This window comes from Capnocytophaga sp. (assembly GCF_030532915.1).
Lineage (GTDB): Bacteria > Bacteroidota > Bacteroidia > Flavobacteriales > Flavobacteriaceae > Capnocytophaga.
Genome location: NZ_JAUNKD010000029.1, coordinates 3,314 through 25,231, shown reverse-complemented (window position 1 = coordinate 25,231; position 21,918 = coordinate 3,314). Strand labels below are relative to the sequence as shown.

At 37.4% G+C, this 21,918-nt stretch carries 18 protein-coding genes; 12 read left to right on the top strand and 6 right to left on the bottom strand.

All coding sequences use genetic code 11. The features are described from left to right. A partial coding sequence (locus tag Q4D72_RS09235; protein WP_303077555.1) for a restriction endonuclease subunit S occupies positions 1–534 on the bottom strand: 534 nt, incomplete at its 3' end. 120 nt (positions 535–654) lie between these two features. Between Q4D72_RS09235 and Q4D72_RS09230 the strand changes: the two genes are divergently transcribed. After that, a complete protein-coding gene (locus Q4D72_RS09230; protein WP_303077554.1) occupies positions 655–1,584 on the top strand; it encodes a site-specific integrase in 930 nt (309 codons plus the stop codon). An 84-nt stretch (positions 1,585–1,668) separates the two neighbouring features. Further along, positions 1,669–4,485 (top strand): type I restriction endonuclease subunit R, encoded by a 2,817-nt coding sequence (locus Q4D72_RS09225; RefSeq protein ID WP_303077553.1) that lies wholly within the window; start codon positions 1,669–1,671, stop codon positions 4,483–4,485. A gap of 386 nt (positions 4,486–4,871) precedes the next feature. Here Q4D72_RS09225 and Q4D72_RS09220 read toward each other — a convergent pair whose 3' ends face one another. The 3 genes from Q4D72_RS09220 to kdsB form a co-directional block, all read right to left on the bottom strand. Then, the gene (locus Q4D72_RS09220; RefSeq protein ID WP_303077552.1) at positions 4,872–5,876 is read right to left on the bottom strand and encodes an NAD-dependent epimerase/dehydratase family protein; all 1,005 of its coding nucleotides are present in this window, start codon (positions 5,874–5,876) and stop codon (positions 4,872–4,874) included. Next, a complete protein-coding gene (locus tag Q4D72_RS09215) occupies positions 5,876–6,406 on the bottom strand; it encodes a ferritin (protein ID WP_303077551.1) in 531 nt (176 codons plus the stop codon). Before Q4D72_RS09215 ends, Q4D72_RS09220 begins: the two co-directional genes overlap by 1 nt. 77 nt (positions 6,407–6,483) lie before the next feature. Beyond that, a complete protein-coding gene (kdsB, locus tag Q4D72_RS09210; protein WP_303077550.1) occupies positions 6,484–7,224 on the bottom strand; it encodes a 3-deoxy-manno-octulosonate cytidylyltransferase in 741 nt (246 codons plus the stop codon). 166 nt (positions 7,225–7,390) lie between these two features. Between kdsB and Q4D72_RS09205 the strand changes: the two genes are divergently transcribed. Both Q4D72_RS09205 and Q4D72_RS09200 read left to right on the top strand, forming a co-directional pair. Beyond that, entirely contained in the window at positions 7,391–8,314 is a 924-nt protein-coding gene (locus tag Q4D72_RS09205; protein WP_303077557.1) for an LLM class oxidoreductase, read from the top strand. Between the two features lie 35 nt (positions 8,315–8,349). Next, positions 8,350–9,291 carry a hydrogen peroxide-inducible genes activator gene (locus tag Q4D72_RS09200; protein WP_303077549.1) on the top strand — a complete coding sequence of 314 codons (942 nt, stop codon included), beginning with the start codon at positions 8,350–8,352 and terminating at the stop codon, positions 9,289–9,291. A 19-nt stretch (positions 9,292–9,310) separates the two neighbouring features. Here Q4D72_RS09200 and Q4D72_RS09195 read toward each other — a convergent pair whose 3' ends face one another. After that, a complete protein-coding gene (locus Q4D72_RS09195) occupies positions 9,311–9,709 on the bottom strand; it encodes a DoxX family protein (protein ID WP_303077548.1) in 399 nt (132 codons plus the stop codon). A gap of 123 nt (positions 9,710–9,832) precedes the next feature. Between Q4D72_RS09195 and Q4D72_RS09190 the strand changes: the two genes are divergently transcribed. After that, positions 9,833–10,189, top strand: a complete 357-nt coding sequence (locus tag Q4D72_RS09190; RefSeq protein ID WP_303077547.1) for a PadR family transcriptional regulator — start codon at positions 9,833–9,835, stop codon at positions 10,187–10,189. Between the two features lie 3 nt (positions 10,190–10,192). Then, entirely contained in the window at positions 10,193–10,885 is a 693-nt protein-coding gene (locus tag Q4D72_RS09185) for a hypothetical protein (RefSeq protein WP_303077546.1), read from the top strand. Between the two features lie 54 nt (positions 10,886–10,939). On the opposite strand, the gene lysA is transcribed toward Q4D72_RS09185, so the two are convergent. Continuing rightward, the gene (gene lysA / locus Q4D72_RS09180) at positions 10,940–12,151 is read right to left on the bottom strand and encodes a diaminopimelate decarboxylase (RefSeq protein ID WP_303077545.1); all 1,212 of its coding nucleotides are present in this window, start codon (positions 12,149–12,151) and stop codon (positions 10,940–10,942) included. A 176-nt stretch (positions 12,152–12,327) separates the two neighbouring features. On the opposite strand from lysA, the gene Q4D72_RS09175 reads away from it, so the two are divergent. The 6 genes from Q4D72_RS09175 (at position 12,328) to Q4D72_RS09150 (ending at position 21,808) form a co-directional block, all read left to right on the top strand. Then, on the top strand, positions 12,328–13,116 hold the full coding sequence (locus Q4D72_RS09175; protein WP_303077544.1) for a Mur ligase: 789 nt from the start codon (positions 12,328–12,330) through the stop codon (positions 13,114–13,116). Positions 13,117–13,251: 135 nt separating this feature from the next. Then, the gene (gene lon, locus Q4D72_RS09170; RefSeq protein ID WP_303077543.1) at positions 13,252–15,720 is read left to right on the top strand and encodes an endopeptidase La; all 2,469 of its coding nucleotides are present in this window, start codon (positions 13,252–13,254) and stop codon (positions 15,718–15,720) included. Between the two features lie 184 nt (positions 15,721–15,904). Then, positions 15,905–16,405: a DUF4112 domain-containing protein gene (locus Q4D72_RS09165; RefSeq protein WP_303077542.1), complete on the top strand. Its 501-nt coding sequence runs from the start codon at positions 15,905–15,907 to the stop codon at positions 16,403–16,405. Between the two features lie 247 nt (positions 16,406–16,652). Beyond that, positions 16,653–18,881: a TonB-dependent receptor gene (locus Q4D72_RS09160; protein ID WP_303077541.1), complete on the top strand. Its 2,229-nt coding sequence runs from the start codon at positions 16,653–16,655 to the stop codon at positions 18,879–18,881. Positions 18,882–18,903: 22 nt separating this feature from the next. Beyond that, entirely contained in the window at positions 18,904–20,643 is a 1,740-nt protein-coding gene (locus tag Q4D72_RS09155; RefSeq protein ID WP_303077540.1) for a TrkH family potassium uptake protein, read from the top strand. Positions 20,644–21,124: 481 nt separating this feature from the next. Then, positions 21,125–21,808: a TrkA family potassium uptake protein gene (locus Q4D72_RS09150; protein WP_303077539.1), complete on the top strand. Its 684-nt coding sequence runs from the start codon at positions 21,125–21,127 to the stop codon at positions 21,806–21,808. Positions 21,809–21,918 lie beyond the last annotated feature (110 nt).

Here is a 21,918-nt window from a genome sequence, read left to right as displayed (position 1 = left end):
CTCAATGGTTTGGCTTTGGGCTTGTATTCTATCATCTAATTTAGACAAAAAAGACGCAATTTTGGTTTGCTCAGCAAGGGTGGGGATTTTTATATAAATTGTTTCTATTTCGGATTTACTAATTTCTATAAAAGTTGAACCATTTGCCTTTTTGATTAATTCTTTTTTATTTTGTTTTAGCCAATTGGAAATAAAAATATTGCTAAATCCTTCATTTACAATTAAAGATTGAAATCCTTGATTAGTAGTACATTCTCTCAACGCAATAGCAACATCACCTATTGTCGCTCTTGTAGTCAAAAGAATTGCTCCTTTTGGTAGTAATTTTGCTGATGATTTTTTTAATCCTAAACGTGTAATCGTTCGTAAACTTTTATCAACATAATTTTCTTTAATCTCTGTTGGAGTAAACCATTGAATATTTCCGTTCCAATATTCATCAACTGATGTGTCTGGTGTTCCACCTCCTACAATTATAGCCACCTCCCCCAACATCTTCTCTTCCCACTGCTCCAAGAACTCCGGAAATCTCAAATTTGGACTCTAAAAAATTCAATTTCTTTTCTTACACATTAGGGAGGTAAAATTCTCACTAATGCTATTGCAAAAAATATTTTTTTGGTTATATTTTAAAAATTTTAATTTTTTTATCAAATGAAAGAAAAAAAAACATTTTCAGAAATTGCCATTTTGTGGGCAGAAGACAAAAAACAGTATGTAAAAAAATCAAGTTTTTCGGCGTATATGCTATTACTTGAAAATCATTTACTTCCGGTGTTTCAATCGTGTGAAAATTGCATTGATGAACAAAGCGTTCAGCAATTTGTGTTGGATAAATTAGCACAAGGATTGAGTCAAAAATCGGTAAAGGACATTTTAATTGTTCTTAAAATGATTCTCAAATTTGGAGCAAAAAACAAATGGATAAATTACACGCCTTTTGACCTTCGTTTCCCCACCGACCGAGAGCGACAGTCCATTGAAGTACTAACCAAAACCGACCAAAAATATTTGATGTATTATATTCAGGAACATTTCACTTTCAAGAATTTAGGGATTTACATTTGTCTTTCGGCAGGTATTCGCATCGGTGAAATTTGCGCATTGACTTGGCAAGATATTGATTTGGAAAACGGTGTGATTCACATTCGCAAAACCATTCAGCGGGTGTATGTAGTGGAAAACGGAAGGCGAAAAACAGAACTCATTTTAGACACGCCCAAAACTAAAAATTCGGTTCGTGAAGTTCCTATTAGTAAAGATTTGTTAAAAATTTTAAAACCAATCAAAAAGTTGGTAAATCCTGCTTTTTTTGTGCTTACCAACCACGAAAAACCCACAGAACCACGCACTTACCGAACTTATTACAAAAATCTGATGAATCAACTCAACATTCCTGAACTTAAATTTCACGGGCTTCGGCATAGTTTCGCAACTCGTTGTATTGAAAGCAATTGTGATTATAAAACCGTTAGCGTTTTGCTCGGTCACGCAAACATCAGCACAACGCTCAATCTCTACGTACATCCCAATATGGAACAAAAAAAGAAAGCCATTGAGCAAATGTGCAAGGCTTTGAAGTAACAAAAACTTGGGCAATTTTAAACCAATATTTTAAAATTGTCCGATTTTTCTTTATTTTTGCGTGAATTTTATTGAACTTAATTTATGTCAAGCCAACCCGAATATATTTTAGAAGAAAAGCTCATTGAACAACTCCAAAATTTAGGATACAAAAAGGTGAGCATTCGCAATGAAGAAGAATTACTTAAAAACCTTAAAAATCAGCTTGAAAAACACAATAAAACTTCCTTTTCTGAAAGAGAATTTGACCGAATTCTCAACTACCTTTCCACAGGAAGCATTTTTGAAAAAGCCAAAAAATTACGCGGATACTTCCGCGTGGAGAAAGATAACGGCACTTCTGAATATATTTCATTCATAAACAAAGAGTTTTGGTGCCAAAATCAATTTCAAGTTGCTCACCAAATCACTATTGAAGGCGTGTATAAAAACCGCTATGATGTAACTTTACTCATTAACGGGCTGCCTTTGGTTCAGATTGAACTAAAAAGAATAGGAATGGAACTGCAAGAGGCTTTTCGCCAAATCAACCGATACCAAAAACAATCGTACTCATCAGGAGCCGCATTGTTTAATTACGTTCAGATTTTCGTAATTAGCAACAATGTGAACACCAAATATTACTCAAACAATTCCAAACAAAATTTTAAACAAACTTTCTACTGGTCAGATGAACAGAACAACACCATTCAAGCGTTGGATAAGTTCACTTACGAGTTTTTAGAACCCTGCCATCTGGCAAAAATGATTACTAAATATATCGTTCTAAATGAAACACATAAAGTTTTGATGGTGCTTCGTCCGTATCAATATTATGCGGTGGAGCGTATTGTTGAACGGGTAAAAAATAGTCCTAAAAACGGTTTTGTTTGGCATACGACCGGCTCCGGAAAAACGCTCACTTCTTTCAAAGCAAGTCAAATTTTAAAGGAACTTCCTGATGTGGAAAAGGTTGTTTTTGTGGTAGATAGAAAAGATTTGGATACGCAAACACAAAAAGAATTCGATTCTTTTGAAAAAGGAAGTGTTGATTCCACCGAAAATACCGCTCATTTGGTTCGCCAACTTTCAGATGATACCAAACTGATTGTTACTACTTTACAGAAATTAAATACAGCAATCACCAAAGAGAAGCACGACAAGAAAATTAAGCATTTGCAAAATAAAAAAGTCGTTTTTATTTTCGATGAATGCCATCGCAGTCAGTTTGGAGAAACACATCAAAATATCCGAAAATATTTCAACAAAGCTCAAATGATTGGTTTCACCGGCACACCTATTTCCGGAACTAATTCCGTTGGAAAAATTGATGGACAAGACGCTACAACTAACAGATTATTTGATGATTGCCTCCACAAATATGTAATTACCGATGCAATCAGAGACGAAAATGTACTGAAATTTTCAGTGGAATACGTAGGGCGATACAAAGAAAAAGAAAAGAGTAATAATTACATCGATATTGAAGTAAATGGCATTGATACACAAGAACTTCTGGAAAGTGATGACCGACTGAATAAAATCACGGATTTCATCATTTCCGAATACGGAAGAAAAACCAACGGAAAAGTTTTCAACGCTATGTTTTGCGTGAGTCGTATCGGGGTTTTACAGAAATATTACGATTTGTTTCAAGCTAAAAAAGAGGCAGGAAAACACAACCTAAAAGTTGCCGCTATTTTTAGCTATGGAGCTAATAATCTGATAGATGAAGAAGATGACACAGAAGGAAATACAACCTTCGAAAGAGAAGTTTTGGAACGATACATTGGGCATTTTAATGAAATGTTTGGCACCAATCACTCCACCAAAGACAACAAAGGATTTTACAATTATCACAAAGATGTTGCCGAAAAAATCCGCAAACGAGAGTTGGATTTAATCATTGTGGTTAATATGTTCCTAACGGGATTTGACAGCCCGAAACTGAACACGCTTTTCGTGGATAAAAATCTTAATTATCACGGATTGATTCAGGCTTTTTCACGAACCAATCGCCTCTTTGACGACCGAAAATCACAAGGAAATATTGTTTGTTTTCGTAATTTAAAAGCCGAAACAGATGCAGCAGTAGCCCTTTTTTCTGATAAAGATGCCATTAAAAAAATTATTATTCAGCCAATTGAGGATTATATCGAGCTCTTCAACGAGGCTCTTAAAACACTGAAAATCATAGCTCCTGAACTGGAATCGGTTGATAATTACCAAACGGAAGAACAAAAATTAGAATTCATTAAAGCATTTCGTGATTTGATGCGATTGCTTAATGTTTTAAAATCGTTTTCGGATTTTAGTTACGATGCCTTGGAAATGTCTGAATATGAGTTTGATGGCTATAAAAGTAAATATTTAGATATTTGGAGTCATCTAAAAACGCAAAAAATCGAAGGAAAAGAAAGTATTTTAGAAGATGTCGATTTTGAGCTGGAACTCATTCACCGCGACGAAATTAATGTGGCGTACATTCTTTCATTGCTTTCTAACTTACAAAAAAACAACTTAAAAGAAGAAGAAAGACAGAAAAAACAAAAAGAAATTTACGATTTACTTTCAAGCGATGTTCAATTGAGAAGCAAACGCGAATTAATAGAAAAATTTATCAACGAAAATTTGCCTTTCATTTCAGAAGAAGTGTCTGTTTCTGAGGCTTTTGAGGAATTTTGGAATGAGGAGAAAAAATTGGCAATCGGAAAAATTATAGAAGAAGAAGTGCTGGACTCCGATAAGTTTCAAAACACTTTGGGTGAGTATATTTTCAGTGCAAAACTTCCCAAACAAACTGAAATTCTGAATATTCGAACCACGCCTCCAAAAATTTCAGAGCGTACCTCCACTGCCCAACGCATCACACAAAAAATTAAAGATTTCGTAACAACCTTTATCGATGGAATGGGGGAATAACCCACGAGTAAAAATATTGAAATAGGAAAAAATCAAAATTGCTGTGTCATTGGTTTGTATGGAGATGGCTTTTTTGATTTGTTTCTTGATGAATAAAACTAACACCACACCAAAATACTACCAAAAAATAATTATATTTGCCTCTATCAAAAGAGGCTTTTTTATTGTTTTTGAGTTTTTTTATTGCTAATTTTTAACTTAAATATGAAAATAAAATCATATACATTTGAATATCAGCATTTTACAAATTAACTTTACTTTTTGTATTGGAAAATAAAAATAATGTATAGTAAGATTTGTTTTTTAAATATCTGACTCTGAAACCATTTTTAAACTTTAATTGGGGTGCTTTGCGGTAAATTTAAATAACTCGTGAAAAACTACATTTATTTTTGTCGATATGCCTCACACGCCTTTTTTATGGAAGTATCGATACTTGTATATTGAAAATCAATATATTGTTTTATTTTGTTCCCGTCAAATCCGGAAATAAGCCCTAAGGAATCGGCACTTTGCAGATTAATCGTTCTCTTTTTGAGCCTCAAAAAACTTAAAAAACCATCTATTCGGGCAAAAAAACGAAGCATTTTATGCGTTACGCGCCATTTAGGCGGGATAACATTCAGTTCGTGGGCGATGGTTTTTAAAACTTTTTCATAGGGTTGATTTTCAGCATTCAGCACAAAACGCTCATTTACAACCGATGAAAATTGAAGCGCCACCATTGCCCGAACCACGTCTTCCACAGCCACAAAACCCGTTCCGCCCGAGGGGAAAAACGAAAGTCCGTCCGCCACTTTTTTAAAGAAAAGCCCCGAACCTGAATCCCAAAAATGAGCGCCCAAAACAACCGAGGGGTTTATCACCACCACGTCCAGTCCTTCTTGTGAACCGCGCCAAACTTCCATTTCACCACCGTGCTTGCTGATGGCATAATCGCTGTTTTTAACCTCCGGATTCCAGAGGCTTGTTTCATTTCTGAACCCTTCAAACGTTGGCGACAACACCGCCACCGAGCTCACATAACAGAGCTTTTTTACCTGAAAATCAACACATAAATTAACAATGTTAGCCGTGCCTTCCACGTTGATTTTTATGAGTTTATCAAAATCATTAGGCGAAAAAGAAATAAATCCTGCTGCGTGAAAAACAAAAACAACATCCCGAAAAGCCGTTTCCAGCTCCGGAATGTTGTTAATATCTGCCTTAATCCATTCAATTTGTGCAAAACGTTTCACTCCGTCATTTGACAGATGTTGAAACACTTTTTTAGTTTTCTCAAGCGAACGCTCAGAACGATATGTAGCCCTTACTTTATTCCCCTCATTTTGAGTTAAATAATAAAGTAAATGACAGCCTATCAGCCCTGTTCCGCCGGTAACTAAAATCATTATGCGTCTTCTAACGGAATACGTTCATCAATCAATTTAAGGGCTAACGGATTATCCTTACCTTCCATAAGTGCAAACATATCCAAAATGCCGTGTACCAAACGTTCTTCTTCAAGTTGCTCTTCCACAAACCATTGCAAGAAATTTTCGCTTGCATAATCACCTTCTTGGCGCGCTTTTTTGAAAATTGCAAAAATGGATTGCGTTACTTCAATTTCGTGTTCTAACGTCTTCTCATACACTTCTTTAAGTGATTTGAAATCTTGTTGCACCTTACCTACTTCGGGGGCAAAAGCACGGGCGCCGTTTTCGTTCAAAAATCGGAAGATTTTCATCATATGGTCGCGTTCTTCAACGGCGTGACAATAAAAAAACTCGGCACTGCGCGGAAATCCGTTTACTTCACACCACGAAGCCATTGCCAAATAAATTGAGCTAGCTTCTGCCTCTCTACTAACTTGCTGATTTAAAAGGTCAATAATTTCAGGGTGCAAACTGGTTTGCAATCGGGTGTACTTTTGTTTTGCCATAATAATTTTTTTTGGGGTTATCAAAGGGCAAAGATAAACTTTTTTTGCAAAGAAGCAAATATCTTTGTGTTAAAATTTCAAAAACGCTTTGTTTTCCAAAGTTTTCGGGCTTCTTCCAAGTCGTTTTCGGTATCAATCCCGATGGTTGGGCAATCGGTAACGGCTAATCGAATTTTAAATCCGTTTTCCAAATACCGAAGTTGTTCCAGTTTTTCAATTCGTTCCAGCATTGATTCGCCCAATTTAGGAAACTGCATCAAGGCTTCTTTTCGGTAGGCGTAAATCCCAATATGCTTAAAATAAACATTTTCAGTCTGCCTATCTCGCGCAAAAGGAATAAAAGCCCTTGAAAAATAAAGCGCATCGTTATTTTTGGTAACCACCACTTTTACGTTATTAGGGTTGGCGGCAGCTTCCAAATTTTGGAATCGCTCCATAAGTGTTGCTATATCTACCTGATTATCGGTATCTTTCTTGAAAATATCCAATAGAATTTGCAGATTTTTTGTTTCGGTAAAAGGCTCATCGCCTTGGATATTCACCACCACGTCGGCTTCCAATTGTTCACAGGCTTCGGCAAGTCGGTCGCTTCCGCTGGGGTGTTCTTTTTTACTGCGGATTACGGCGCCTCCCGCCTCTAAAACAGCCCTTTCAATGCGGTCATCATCGGTAACTACGTACACTTGCTCAAAGAGTTGTGAAGCAAGCACAGCCTCAAAAGTTCGGACAATTACGGGTTTTCCGCCCAAATCTTTCATTAATTTTCCCGGAAATCGCGAAGCCGCATACCGAGCCGGAATCATTGCTATCACTCTCATAGTCATTAATCAATAATTTTGACACAAAGATACGTTTTTGATGCGAGAATCGGAAAAAAAATCAGTAAAATTGGCAAAAAACAGTTCTTTTAAACAATTTTTAGCATTTATTTTTTCAATTTTTAAAAAAATATGTACCTTTGCCTACACCAATACCACCATTTTTATGATAGATGCTTATACTTTATCCGTTGGGATTATGCTTCCGATAGAAGCCTACACAGGTGCCATTCCGAAAATGGAAAACCAAATTCGTTTGATTCAACAAACTGAAACGTATGGATTTGAGTCGGTTTGGGTTCGTGATATTCCGCTTTACGACCCTGATTTTAATGAAGTTGGACAAATTTTTGACCCTTGGATATATCTTTCACACATCGCAACGCTCACTCAAACCATCAAAATCGGTATTGCCAGCGTGATATTGCCCCTTCGGCATCCGATTCACGTGGCAAAAGCATCGGCAAGTTTGGACGTGCTTTTTCCGAATCGTTTTCATTTGGGAGTTGCTTCGGGCGACCGACCGGTTGAGTATCCTGCATTTAACAAACCTTTTGAATTGAGAAGCACGCAAGTTTCGGAACATATTGAAATGCTAAAAGAATTCTGGTCAAAAGAATTTCCGCACTTCAATAACGAATACGGAACGCTACTGACCAACACCGGTGACATTCTGCCTAAACCACTGAAAAATAAGATTCCGTTATACATCACAGGACACGTAGGTGGTATGAATTTGGAATGGATTGCCAAAAATTCAGATGGTTGGATATATTACCCGCGTGATTTTGCTTTCACCGGAAAAATCATTTCCAATTGGCGCGAAGCCTTAGACCGAGAAGGGCAACCCCGAAAACCTTACCTCCAACCCGTTTACATTGACTTGGATGAAAACCCCGATTTTGTTCCCGTAAAAATGGATTTGGGTTTTAAATTAGGACGAAACTACTTGATTGATATGTTTTTAGCCTTAAATAAAATTGGTGTTAATCACGCAATGTTGGTGCTGAAACACTGTTCGCGCCCTGTTGATGTTGTTTTGGACGAAATTGGAAGAGAAGTGCTTCCGCATTTAAAAAAAGCTATTTAAAACACTAAAAACTGCCTTATCAAATTTATAAAAAGATGACTATCACGCAATTCCAGTATGTTTTAGCCGTTGCCAAATACAAAAACTTCACAACCGCCGCCGAAAATAGTTTCGTTACCCAACCCACCTTGAGTATGCAAATTCAAAAGTTGGAAGAAGAATTGGGGGTTGTGATTTTCGACAGAAGTAAAAAACCACTACAAATCACCGAGATAGGAAAACAAATCATAAAACAAGCGCAAATTATTGTAAATGAATCGGAAAGAATGAGAGACATTGTTTCTCAGGAAAAGGGTGCTGTTGGAGGGGAATTCCGCGTGGGCATTATCCCGACTGCTTCCTCCACGCTTTTACCTATGTTTCTGACGAATTTCATTCACAAATACCCAAAAATATGCCTAAAAATTGAAGAACAAAACACCGAAACCATTATCCAAAAAATTGAAGACGGCTCATATGACGCTGCCATTATTGCCACGCCGTTGCATAATCCGAACATTGTTGAAAAACCGCTTTATTACGAACCTTTTGTAGCCTATATCCCTGACAATCACCGACTTCAAAAACACAAAACGATTTACTCCGAAGATTTGGACATCAATGACATTTTAATGCTCGAAGATGGACATTGTTTTAAGGAAAGCGTGCTGAATATCTGCAATCAAGACATTGTCGAGTCAAAAAAACATTTTCAACTCAAAAGCGGTAGTTTTGAAACCCTTATCAAGTTGGCAAACGAAGGACTCGGAATGACGCTTCTCCCCTATCTGCATTCGTTGGAACTCAAAGAATCGGAAAAAAAATACATTCATTCATTTGCCGAACCCCAACCGGCGCGTGAAATCAGTTTAATTCATCATAAAAACGAATTAAAAATGCAGATTATCAAAGCATTACACGATAGCATTTCGGGTGTAATTCGTGGAGCAATTGCTTTTCATAATGTAAAAATCATCAGTCCGACCCGAAAAAAATAGCCGAACTGATATTTTTTGTTTAGTCCCACATATTTTTGTGTGAAATCGCCATTTTTCCACCACCTGTAAAAAACAGAGCAACGCTACCGAATAGATACAAGCCCAAAAGTTCAATCGCCCATCCGCCGTGTTGCGACAAGGCAAAAACTTCGTGTGAATGCGCTAGATAAATAGCTGTAACACAAGTAAGTGCAAGTACTACTGCGGCTAATCGGGTACGAAATCCAACAATAATGGCAAGCGGAGCCAAAATTTCGCCCACATAAACACCATAAGCCAAAAAACTTGGAAGTCCCTTAACGTCAAGCATTTGCTCAATTCCTCCAATGCCTTTCAGTTTGGCTATTCCGTGAAGTAACATCAATCCGCCAACGGCACATCGAAGCACTAATAATCCTACATTTGTATTTTTTAACATCGCATAAAAGTTTAATTAATTACAAAACTACGAATTACCACTTAACCCGCCAAAAAAAGATGCATTTTTTATTATTAATACATAAGAAAATTATATATATTTGCATCGGATATATTTAATGCAATGAAAAAACAAAATTCACCGCTATTAAAAGGAAGTTTGAGTGCCATCGTGATGAAATTACTTCACGACAACGGCAGAATGTACGGGTATGAAATCACTCAGAAAGTAAAAGAACTATCTGATAATGAAATAATTATTACAGAAGGAGCTTTGTATCCCACACTTCATAAATTGGAAGCCAAAGGATTATTAACTCCTGAAATTGAACAAGTTGATAACCGAATACGCAAATATTACAAAATAACCGAAAACGGAATCAAAGAAACTGAAAAACAAATATCTGAAATTCAGAACTTTATAAATTATTTACAGCATATCATCACACCGAAAAACACACAAAACCCAATTTCTATTTAAGTTATGAAAAAGGTTTCCGACAAACAAATTGAACTCTTGTACGAGTTTACGCGCAAACATTATGTGGAATATTACGACGTGCAAACCGAACTGGTTGATCATTTGGCAAACGCCATCGAAACACACTGGCAATCAGCACCTAATAATAGTTTTGAAGAGGTCTTACAAAAGGAATTTCGCAAATTTGGCGTTTTTGGATTTATGGACGTATTGGAGGAAAAAACGAAACAGATGAGCAAACGCTACAACCGTATACTTTGGCAAAAAACGAAAGAATTCTTTACCATTCCAAAAATAATTACGACATTTTGTGTAGGTGTCTTCATTTTTTTACTATTCACTTGGTTTGAGAATGCAAAAATTACGGTTCCAGCGATGTCTTCCACTATTTTTATTACTTCTTTCGTGTTTATGATTAAAAACAAACGCATTTTTAAACAAAATAATGGTAAAAAGTGGCTTTTTGAAGATATTATTCTGCGATTGAACAATTATACTTTCTTTTTCTTCTTTCCTCATCAGATGAGTGTACAGTTTTGGCGTGATTTTCCTGATAATCAAACGGCATACATCATCTATTCTGCGGCATTCACATTTCTCCTTGTTTTGGTGTACGTGATAATGGTCTATTTGCCGAAAAATCGCGAAAAATACCTCGCGGAAGTTTATCCTGAATACAAACTAAAAACGGCGTAAATTCATAAATAAACAGCTGTATTTTTCGCTATTTTGCTGAATAATTTACCTTTTTTAATCAAAAATTGACAATTGTACTTGATTTTTTATCAAATCGTCAAAAGTTTCGGCTTTACGGATAAGATGCGCTTTACCCTGATGCCAAAGCACTTCGGCAGGACGCAGGCGCGAATTGTAATTGCTTGACATTGTGTAACAATACGCTCCGGCATTTTTAAAACACAAAATATCGCCTTCCGAAATTTCAGAAATTTGTCGGTTTGAAGCAAACGTATCGGTCTCACAAATATAGCCCACCACCGAGTAAAAACGTTTTTTTCCGTCGGGGTTTGAAATATTTTCAATTTGATGCGTGGCGCCGTATAACATCGTACGAATCAGGTGATTAAATCCGCTATCAACCCCCGCAAAAACCGTTGAAGTTGTTTGTTTTACCACATTTACCTTCACCAGAAAAAAGCCCGCCTCACTGACCAAAAACTTGCCGGGTTCAAACGCCAAAGTCAAATCGCTTCCGTATTCCTTACAAAATGCCAAAAATCGCTCGGAAAGTCGTTCGCCCAGCTCTTCAATATTGGTCTGAATGTCGTTTTCTTTGTACGGAACTTTAAATCCGCTACCGAAATCCAAAAATTCCAATCCATTGAAATGTTTTGCCGTATCGAACAGAATTTCAGCCGCATACAAAAATACATCAATATCTAAAATATCGCTTCCCGTATGCATATGAATGCCATTAATGTGCATTTTTGTGTTTTTGACAATACGCAAAATATGCGGAATTTGATGAATGCTAATGCCGAATTTACTATCGATATGCCCCACCGAAATATTTGAATTACCACCTGCCATCACGTGCGGATTGATGCGAATGCAAACCGGCACATTGGGGTATTTACTTCCGAAATGTTCCAAAAAAGAAAGATTGTCAATATTGATTTGAACGCCCAACGCAGCGGCTTCTTCAAGTTCTTCAAACGACACACCATTGGGCGTAAAAATGATTTGTTGTGGCTGAAAACCAGCCAGTAAGCCCAATTTCACTTCTTCAATGGATACGGTGTCTAACCCGCTTCCTAAATTTCGCAGCAATTTCAAAACAGAAATGTTTGACAGCGCCTTTACCGCATAGTTGATTCGCAAGTGCGGAACTTTGGCAAACGCCGATGTTAAACGCTGATACTGAGCGCTTATTTTTTCAGCATCGTACACATAAACAGGACAACCAAATTCCGTTGAAATTGAAAGTAAATCATTTATTTGCATATATTTTAGTTTTAAAAATCAATATGCAAAAATAGGCTATCTTTTTGAAAAACAAATACATTTTTTTCAAAACAAATAAAATCACAACAAAATATTACAAATATAACACTTTTGAATTGGTAAAATCATTCAGAAGTAGTAATTTTGTCTCGTTTTTTTTCAATTAATCAGAAGTGATGCACATACATTTTATAGTTGATAACGACCCTGTTTTGCAAAAATTGTCCGATGAACTTTCAAAAATCAATACGGTTACGTTTTCTGACGAACAAATGAGTCAAGACATTGATTTTGTTGTTGTTAGTAAATCTATTTCGGACAATGATTTGCGGTTACAAAAGGCAAAAAATCTGCAATTGAACCTGCTTTCTCACACCGAATTTATATACGAATATTTTAAAAATCAAACCCGTGTGGTCATCGCTTCGGGTAGTGGAAAAGCAAGCGTAACGGCAATGGTATTGCACGTGATGGCATATTACGACAATCCTGTTAGCTATTTCACTGAAAACCAATCGAACGAAAGGCTGTTTAATTTTTCAGAAGATGCGGAATTTACAATTATCGAAACCGATGAAAACACCATAGCCAACAGCACCTCGCAAGCGGACTTTTTTCATCCAACAGTGATACTGATTGACAGTAACTTAACTGACAAAAACACGGAAAAATATACCGCACTTATCAACAATATTACCAAAGGCGGAATTTTAATTTATAATCAAGAAAATCAGTTAGTTAATCAAATCGTAAGTGCGTCAGAAAATGCTGTTCGCAAAATCGCATATCAAACACCTGATTACCAATTAATTGATAATGTAATTTATCTATCAACCGATGAAGGCGAACTTCCACTCGAAAACATTACAAATCAAGAAGTTATCAATGTGGAAGGTGCTAAATGGTTGTGCCAAAATATGGGAATTGATGCCGCCGACTTTTACCAAGCAATGGTTTCTTTTTAAAAACTTCTTGGCATAACAATTGCTAATAATAGTTGTTAGGCAACACACATAGATAATTAATATACTGATAAACAATACAATAATAATATAAAACATTTTTCATTTTTTTTGAAATCTATTCGGTTTCAAGACAAAATGACAGTTATAAATGAAATGAAGATGAAAATAGGAAATTTTGACAGCTTTTCTTCGGAACCCTTGGACAGTGATGCCGAATTTATTCCGCTGATGACTCCCGAAGATGAAGAAGAAATACAAAATGAATCGCTCCCACAAACCTTGCCAATTTTGCCGTTGCGCAACACGGTGTTGTTTCCGGGCGTGGTAATTCCCATCACGGCGGGGCGCGACTCTTCCGTTCGGTTGATTAACGATGCATATGAAGGTTCAAAAACCATCGGTGTAGTGGCTCAAATAGACCAAAATACTGAAAATCCGAAACCTAACGACATTTATCACGTAGGAACCGTGGCGCGTATCTTGCGTGTTTTGAAAATGCCCGACGGCAATGTAACGATCATCATTCAAGGGAAAAAGCGTTTCAAAATTGATTCGGTTTTAGAAGAAAAACCTTACATAACCGCCTCAGTAAGAGAGGTTGATGAAACCAAAACCGACACGGAAGACAAAGAATTTAACGCCATTATTGATTCGGTAAAAGATATTGCCATTCAAATTATTCGTGAAAATCCGAATTTACCCACTGAGGCTACTTTCGCCATCAAAAACATTGAAAGCAACTCATTCTTAATCAATTTCATATCTTCCAATATGAATGCTTCCGTAAAGGAAAAGCAAGAAATTTTGGAAATTAATAACCTTAAAGACAGGGCTTTAACTACGCTGAAATACTTAAATATTGATTTGCAACGTCTTACGCTTCGTAATGATATTCAATCACGTGTGCGTTTTGACTTGGACAAACAACAACGCGATTATTTCTTGCAACAGCAAATGCGCACCATTCAAGAGGAATTAGGCGGCGTTTCGTATGAAGCTGAAATTGAAGAACTTAAAACAAAGTCAAAAGCCAAAAAATGGGATAAAAAAGTGGCTGAACATTTTGAAAAGGAACTGAGCAAATTACAGCGAACCAATCCGCAAAGCCCTGATTATGGGGTACAACGCAACTATTTGGAAACAATGTTGGAATTGCCGTGGAATGAATTTTCAAAAGACAATTTTGACCTAAAACGGGCGCAGCAAATCCTTGATAAAGACCACTACGGATTGGAAGAAGTTAAACGCCGAATCATTGAATATCTGGCAGTTTTAAAACTTCGCAACGATATGAAATCGCCTATTTTGTGCTTTTATGGTCCGCCCGGTGTTGGAAAAACCTCACTGGGGAAATCCATCGCTAAAGCGCTCAATCGGGAATATGTGCGTATGTCGCTTGGCGGTTTGCGTGATGAAGCCGAAATCCGTGGGCATCGAAAAACGTATATCGGGGCAATGCCGGGGCGCGTTTTGCAACTTCTGAAAAAAGCAAAAACTTCCAATCCGGTTTTTGTGCTTGATGAAATTGACAAATTAGGAAATCATCACGCCGGTGATCCTTCCTCAGCAATACTTGAAGTGCTTGACCCTGAGCAAAATAATGAGTTCTACGACAATTTCCTTGAAATGGGGTATGACCTTTCAAAAGTGATGTTCATCGCCACTGCCAATGATTTGGGAAGCATTCAACCCGCTTTGCGTGACCGTATGGAAATCATCAACGTAACGGGCTACACCATTGAAGAAAAAATCGAAATTGCCCGAAAACACCTTTTGCCAAAACAAATTGACGAACACGGACTTAAATCATCTGATATTCAGTTAGGTAAAAAAGAAATTGAACGCATCGTGGAGGGATATACGCGTGAGTCGGGCGTGCGCGGACTTGAAAAACAAATTGCCAAAGTGGTCAGAAACAGAGCCAAATCCATCGCTATGGAAGAGCCGTTTGAAACCAAAATCACGTTAGACGAACTACCGAAAATTTTGGGTGCAGCCCGAATGGAACGCGATAAATATGAAAACAACGACATCGCCGGCGTGGTAACCGGTTTGGCGTGGACGAGTGTTGGCGGCGATATTTTGTTCATTGAATCGGCTTTATCAAAGGGCAAAGGGCTTTTGAACATCACGGGTAATTTGGGTAAAGTGATGAAAGAATCGGCAAGCATCGCCTTGGAGTATATCAAAGCCAATGCCGAAACTTATAGTATTGATAGTGAAATATTTGAAAAATACAACGTTCATATTCACGTTCCCGAAGGTGCCACCCCGAAAGACGGTCCCAGCGCCGGAATCACGATGCTCACATCGTTATTATCGCTCTTTACGCAAAAACGCGTAAAAAAACATCTGGCGATGACGGGTGAGATTACCCTACGCGGAAAAGTACTTCCCGTTGGCGGAATTAAGGAGAAAATTTTAGCCGCAAAACGCGCCGGAATCAAAGAAATTATTCTTTGCAAGGACAATGAAAAAGACATTTTGGAAATCAAAGAAGAATATCTTAAAGGCTTGACTTTCCATTATGTAACAAATATGGACGAAGTCATAAAAATTGCTTTAACCGATAAAGACGTAAAAAACAAAAAGAAAATTCAATAAATCAAAAAAAGAGCGGTGTAGTGTCGCTCTTTTTTGGTTTAAATCAGATGCAAAATGCTATACACTATTTTTCTTGATATTGCTTTAATCGGTATATGAGCCTAATTACGAATTAAAAGCTATCAAAAGTACGCCCTTTGGTCTGCAACCGATTTTGGAATTTTTAGACATTACAGAAAATAAAGTGAATACAAACAATAGTGCGCAAGATAAATACGCAATCAGAAAACATAAAATTGAAAACAGTAAACATTATCAAATCATAAAAATTACTAAAAAATGGTTTGATGATTATTACCTTGACGGAATCATCGGGCTGATACCCATCGTAGGAGATGTCATCACGCAGTTTTTTAGTTATTCGTTTTTATATGTAGCTATCGTTAAGTTAAAATCGTACCGATTGGCGATGGCTATTTTGTTTAACATTTTGATAGACATACTCATAGGATTAATCCCTTATGCCGGAAGCCTCCTTGATTTTGTACATCGTTCCTATAAATATAATTTTGATTTAATCATTAGCTTTGTTAACGGGGATAAAAAAATAATTGCAAGTGTGAACAAACGTGCCGGTTGGGCAACAGCAGGTGTTATTGTGGTTTTAGGATTGATTGTAATACTTATTCGGCTATTAATCACCACTTTTTCAGAATTATATAATTGGATTTTTTCTTCCTTTTAAAAAATGCTATTGATAGAAAACACACATCGTGCTGATTTTTTCATTTTAGAAAATAATAACAAAAAATATTATCTATTTAATTAATCTTTAACACAATAAACTCATTTTACTTACTGATTTTTGTTAATTATACCTAAAAAAGAATATACAGTTTCAAAAAAACATTTATTTTTATTTGTTTTTAATCTAAATATCTTTTATTTTTGCGCTCCTAATTGTTTGTTTAAGATAAATGCAAATTTCTACTATGTGTTCTAAGATATTTTTAGCATTACTACTCTGTATATCAATAAATTGTTTTGCACAAGAGAAAGAGGAAACCCCAAAAGACAGCATTCGGCAGTTGCAAGAGGTTATCATCAGTGCCAATCAAATTCTAGGAAATAAATTCCAAGCCCGAAACCGCACCGGCTCGGCATACTACATCGCACCGACGGAAATCCAAAAAATGGGATACACCGATATTAACCGAATGCTCAAAGCCGTCCCCGGTGTAAATGTCTATGAGGAAGACGGATACGGTTTGCGTCCCAATATCAGTCTTCGCGGAACCAAAGCCGAGCGCAGTGAAAAAATCACTCTGATGGAAGACGGTATTTTAGCCGCCCCCGCCCCCTACTCTGCTCCCGCCGCGTACTACTTCCCGAATGCTGCCCGAATGAATGCCGTTGAAGTACTCAAAGGAAGCAGCCAGGTGCAATATGGTCCTTTTACCACCGGTGGCGCTATCAATATGGTATCAACTCCAATCCCTGCCAAGTTGTCAGGCAAACTAAACGCTTCTTACGGCACTAACAACACCTTTAAAACACATTTTAATTTCGGGAATAGCCATAAAAACTTCGGATATTTAGTAGAGTATCTGCGTTTTCAGTCCGACGGATTTAAAAAATTACCCGACAATCAGAAGGCAGGCATCAAACGTAATGACTTTATTGCCAAATTAATGGCTAAAACCGATAAAGAAGAAGGTGTAAATCATTCCTTTGAGATAAAATTCGGGTATGCTGATGAAGATTCCGATGAAACATATGTCGGCTTATCGGAAAATGACTTCAAAAAAACACCTTTTTTGCGCTATGCCGGTTCACAAGTGGATAATATCACCACCAAACATCTGCAATGGGTTGCCACTTACGTGTTTGGGATTTCTCCGCGAATGAAACTCACCACCAACGCTTACTACAACACCTTTCATCGCAACTGGTATAAACTCAACGACATAAAAGCAGGAATTACTGCTGCCGAAAAACGTTCTATCAATGCCGTTTTGGACGATCCCGAAACCAATCACCTGTATTTTGACATCTTAACAGGAAAAACCAACTACAATGGCGAAGGCCTAATCGTGCGTGCCAACAACCGTGATTATTACGCGCGTGGCTTGCAAACCAAATTCGATTATCATTTTTATATCAATGATATTTTTATGGACGTAGAAGCAGGCTTACGCTATCACGGCGATGCTGAAGATCGTTTTCAGTGGGATGATGGTTACGCCATCGAAAACGGAAAAATGAAGCTTTTCTTGCCTGCCATTCGCGGCTCCCAAGCAAACCGAATTACTTCGGCAAAAGCATTGGCAACCTATATCTTAACCAAACTTACCTATCGCGGGCTTACGCTTTCGGCTGGACTTCGGTATGAAGATATTCTCTTGCATAAAAAAGATTTCACCAAAGAAGACGTACGTCGTTCAGGCAAAATTCGGCGTGAAGTAACCAATCCGGCACGTGTGCTTATTCCTAGTTTTGGGGTACATTACAAAATTACGCCTGCTTGGTCGGTGTTTTCGGGTATTCACAAAGGATTTTCGCCCCCGAGTGCAGGAATGAATCAAAAACCTGAAAATAGTATCAACCTTGAAGCCGGTACACGACTTTCAGTTGGGCAACTTACTGCCGAAGCCATTTATTTTCACAACAAATACAGCAATATGTTGGGTAGTGATTTGGCAGCAGCCGGAGGTAGCGGTACGTTGGAACAGTTTGATGTGGGCGAGGCGCTCGTAAAAGGTATGGAAGCAATGTTACACTTTCAACCCATTCCGAAAAACTATAAATTACGGCTTCCGTTGCAGTTTTCATATACCTATACGGATACCAAAATGCTCAATTCCTTTGAAGAAAATACCTGGGGACGTGTTTTTGTGGGCGATGAAATTCCGTATGTGAATAAACACAGCTTTAATGCCGGTTTAGGTGCTGAATATAAAGGATTTGAGTTTCATTTTGGGGTCCGTTACAACGGTGATATGCGCACCACGCCCGGGCAAGGTACCATTGCCGAGCGTAATAAAGTTCCGGCACATACCATCATTGATGCCTCGGCAAAAGCGCGGATAAACAAGTATTTAACGCTAACCCTAAATGCCGTAAACTTGACCAATAAAACCTATTTAGTATCACGTCATCCGGCGGGATTACGCCCCGGTCATCCGTTCGGGATTTATTCAGGAGTGTTGGCTAAATTTTAAACCGGCTTACAAACAAAAAACAATGAACCATTCCATAAATAAAAGCAAATTAAGAACTTTCTTTTCGGTGCTGTACCTAATGTCGATAGTGGTACTTATCATTGATTACGGATATTCGCTTCCGTTGTGGTTGGATTATTGTTTTTTGGGTTTCTATACGCTTTCACTGGGCGTGGCGGTTTTCTTTCACGCCCTCAAACTATACAAAAGTGAAGAACGGCATTTTCGTATTGACCTACTTGACGGACTGAGCATTGCATTCATTATCATCTGTTTATACGAACAATTTATTGATGATGGCACAACGTTTGTCGTTTCTGATTGGATGCGCTGGGCAACGATTCTGATGCTTATTCGGGGAGCAAATCTGCCTAAAATAAACTACAAACGTTCGGTATTGAATCCCGCTCGGCTTTTCATTATCAGTTTCGTAGGGCTTATCGGAATCGGAACGTTTCTACTCTGTCTGCCCAACTCCACCCACGGCGACATTTCAATTATCGACGCACTATTTACCGCTACCAGTGCCGTTTGCGTAACCGGACTCAGTGTAGTGGACATCGGCACGTACTTCACCCGCTTCGGACAAACCATCATTATGTTGTTAATTCAAGCCGGCGGACTTGGGATACTCACCTTTGCCAGCTATTTCAGCTATTTTTTCAAAGAAGGTGCCACGTACCAAAACCAAATCGCTTTGAGTGACATTACCAATTCTCAGAAAATCAGCGAGGTTTTCACCACCCTCAAACGCATTTTGGTCATTACCTTTACGGTGGAACTCATCGGTGCGTTTTTAATCTTTGTAAACCTCAGCCCGAAACTCATTCCGCAAGTGGGTGAACGCATTTATTTTTCGGTTTTTCATTCAATTTCGGCGTTTTGCAATGCGGGTTTTTCCACCCTAACCAACGGATTAATGGCAGAGGGCTTCGTTTTTAACTATCGCTTTCAACTCACAATCATTACCCTGTTTGTTTTCGGCGGATTGGGCTTCCCCATTGTGATTAATACGCTTCGATATTTGAAACATCTCATCAAAAGGTACTTTTTATTTTTTATTTCCGGAAAAGACAATTACATTCCTTGGATATTGACCCTCAGTAGCAAAATAAATCTGATTACTACCGCCATTTTGATAGTGACCGGCACGGGCATTATTTATCTGAAAGAATACAGCCACGCACTGGCATCACACGGCGGCATCGGTAAATTTATCACCGCTTTATTTACGGCAACAACGCCCCGAACAGCAGGTTTTAACACCATTGATTTCAATGATTTACAATTCTCTTCAATCATTCTTATTATACTCCTGATGTGGATTGGTGCTTCGCCGGCTTCAACCGGCGGGGGGATAAAAACCAGCACTTTTGCCATCGGGACGCTTAACTTTTTAAGTTTAGCCAAGGGTAAGAAGAAAATTGAACTGTTTCGCAGGGAAATTGCCGATATTTCGGTGCGAAGAGCCTTTGCCGTGATGTCACTTTCATTCATCGTAATTGGAACGGGCGTGTTTCTCATCTCGGATTTCGATAATCAGCTTAAATTATTAGACATCGCCTTTGAATGCTTTTCGGCGTACAGCACCACCGGACTAAGTTTAGGCATAACCGGTCTGTTGAGCGATTCAAGTAAGTTAGTTTTAGTAATAATGATGTTCATCGGGCGTGTATCGATGCTGACTATACTCATTGCGCTATTCAGAAAGAGTAAAAACTTAACCTATCGATACCCGGGAGACGAAATTTTAATCAACTAACAGCATATAAATCATACAACATAGCATATTTCAACAATAGAAATGAAGTTTTACACCCTATAACACATCTATTTCATTATAAAAACAAAATAACTATACAATATATAGCACCATAAATAAGACATAAACAAAACAACTATACACTATAATTCATTTAACGGCAATTAAATTTAGAACAAATAGAAGCTATAATTTATATAAATTAATATCAAAATAAAAAAGATACATCCTATAAACACACTAAAACAACTAAATCAAACACAATATTTATAAATTTATATAATAATTAAAATAAAAAACAATTAAATTACAAACTATATTAATAGTGTTATGATACTCAAAATTATGATTTATAGTTGTTATAAAATAATAGCACATCTTAATAATCATAGTTTTCAATATAATAAGGATGTGTTTTAACTTAAAAACAAATAAGTTATACCCTATATATCATAACATCTATTACAAAAATAACATAAAAATGAAATTTATTATCGTAGGATTGGGCAATTTTGGAGCATCTTTGGCACAAAAACTAACAAAACAAGGCAATGAAGTTATCGGCGTGGATTCGAGTATGGCAAAAGTAACCGCTTTGAAGGATAAAATTTCACATACCATCTGTTTAAATGCTACCGATGAACAAACCGTGTCTGACCTTCCACTGAAAAATACCGACATTGTTATCGTTAGCATCGGGGAAGACCAAGGTACGAACGTATTGGTTAGTGCCCTTTTCAAAAACTTAGGGGTTAAGCGCCTCATTAGCCGTTCTATAAACTCGTTACACGAAAATATCCTGCGTGCCATTGGCGTTGATGAAATTGTACGCCCCGAAGAGGAAACCGCTGAACGTTGGGCAAAAAAATTAACACTTAAAGGTGTAGTGGATTCGTTTGAACTGAACAAAAATTACAGTATTGTTGAAGTGAAAACACCCAAAACTTTCGTAGGAAAGACCATCGAGGAAGTCGGTTTTCGTGCCAATTACAATATTGTAATACTTACGATACTCAGTCAGACCGAAAAGGCTTCGTTCTTGGGTAAAACTAAAACCGTTACAAGCGTACAGGGCATACCTGACCCACAAACGCGTCTTCATCAAGATGACATTTTAGTAGTTTACGGATTTAATAACGACCTTTATACCTTTATGAAAGCATAAAAACCTTATTTTTATAAAACATCAAACCATAAAAAACAAAATATAGACTATTTAAATATTAAAATAAATCAATTACACACTATAAACACCATATCAATAAACAAAATTAG

Bases quoted from the DNA above. Each gene is read 5' to 3' on its own strand.
- Q4D72_RS09230 (WP_303077554.1), top strand. From the start codon at position 655: ATGAAAGAAAAAAAAACATTTTCAGAAATTGCCATTTTGTGGGCAGAA.
- Q4D72_RS09225 (WP_303077553.1), top strand. From the start codon at position 1,669: ATGTCAAGCCAACCCGAATATATTTTAGAAGAAAAGCTCATTGAACAA.
- Q4D72_RS09220 (WP_303077552.1), bottom strand. From the start codon at position 5,876: ATGATTTTAGTTACCGGCGGAACAGGGCTGATAGGCTGTCATTTACTT.
- Q4D72_RS09215 (WP_303077551.1), bottom strand. From the start codon at position 6,406: ATGGCAAAACAAAAGTACACCCGATTGCAAACCAGTTTGCACCCTGAA.
- kdsB (WP_303077550.1), bottom strand. From the start codon at position 7,224: ATGAGAGTGATAGCAATGATTCCGGCTCGGTATGCGGCTTCGCGATTT.
- Q4D72_RS09205 (WP_303077557.1), top strand. From the start codon at position 7,391: ATGATAGATGCTTATACTTTATCCGTTGGGATTATGCTTCCGATAGAA.
- Q4D72_RS09200 (WP_303077549.1), top strand. From the start codon at position 8,350: ATGACTATCACGCAATTCCAGTATGTTTTAGCCGTTGCCAAATACAAA.
- Q4D72_RS09195 (WP_303077548.1), bottom strand. From the start codon at position 9,709: ATGTTAAAAAATACAAATGTAGGATTATTAGTGCTTCGATGTGCCGTT.
- Q4D72_RS09190 (WP_303077547.1), top strand. From the start codon at position 9,833: ATGAAAAAACAAAATTCACCGCTATTAAAAGGAAGTTTGAGTGCCATC.
- Q4D72_RS09185 (WP_303077546.1), top strand. From the start codon at position 10,193: ATGAAAAAGGTTTCCGACAAACAAATTGAACTCTTGTACGAGTTTACG.
- lysA (WP_303077545.1), bottom strand. From the start codon at position 12,151: ATGCAAATAAATGATTTACTTTCAATTTCAACGGAATTTGGTTGTCCT.
- Q4D72_RS09175 (WP_303077544.1), top strand. From the start codon at position 12,328: ATGCACATACATTTTATAGTTGATAACGACCCTGTTTTGCAAAAATTG.
- lon (WP_303077543.1), top strand. From the start codon at position 13,252: ATGACAGTTATAAATGAAATGAAGATGAAAATAGGAAATTTTGACAGC.
- Q4D72_RS09160 (WP_303077541.1), top strand. From the start codon at position 16,653: ATGTGTTCTAAGATATTTTTAGCATTACTACTCTGTATATCAATAAAT.
- Q4D72_RS09155 (WP_303077540.1), top strand. From the start codon at position 18,904: ATGAACCATTCCATAAATAAAAGCAAATTAAGAACTTTCTTTTCGGTG.
- Q4D72_RS09150 (WP_303077539.1), top strand. From the start codon at position 21,125: ATGAAATTTATTATCGTAGGATTGGGCAATTTTGGAGCATCTTTGGCA.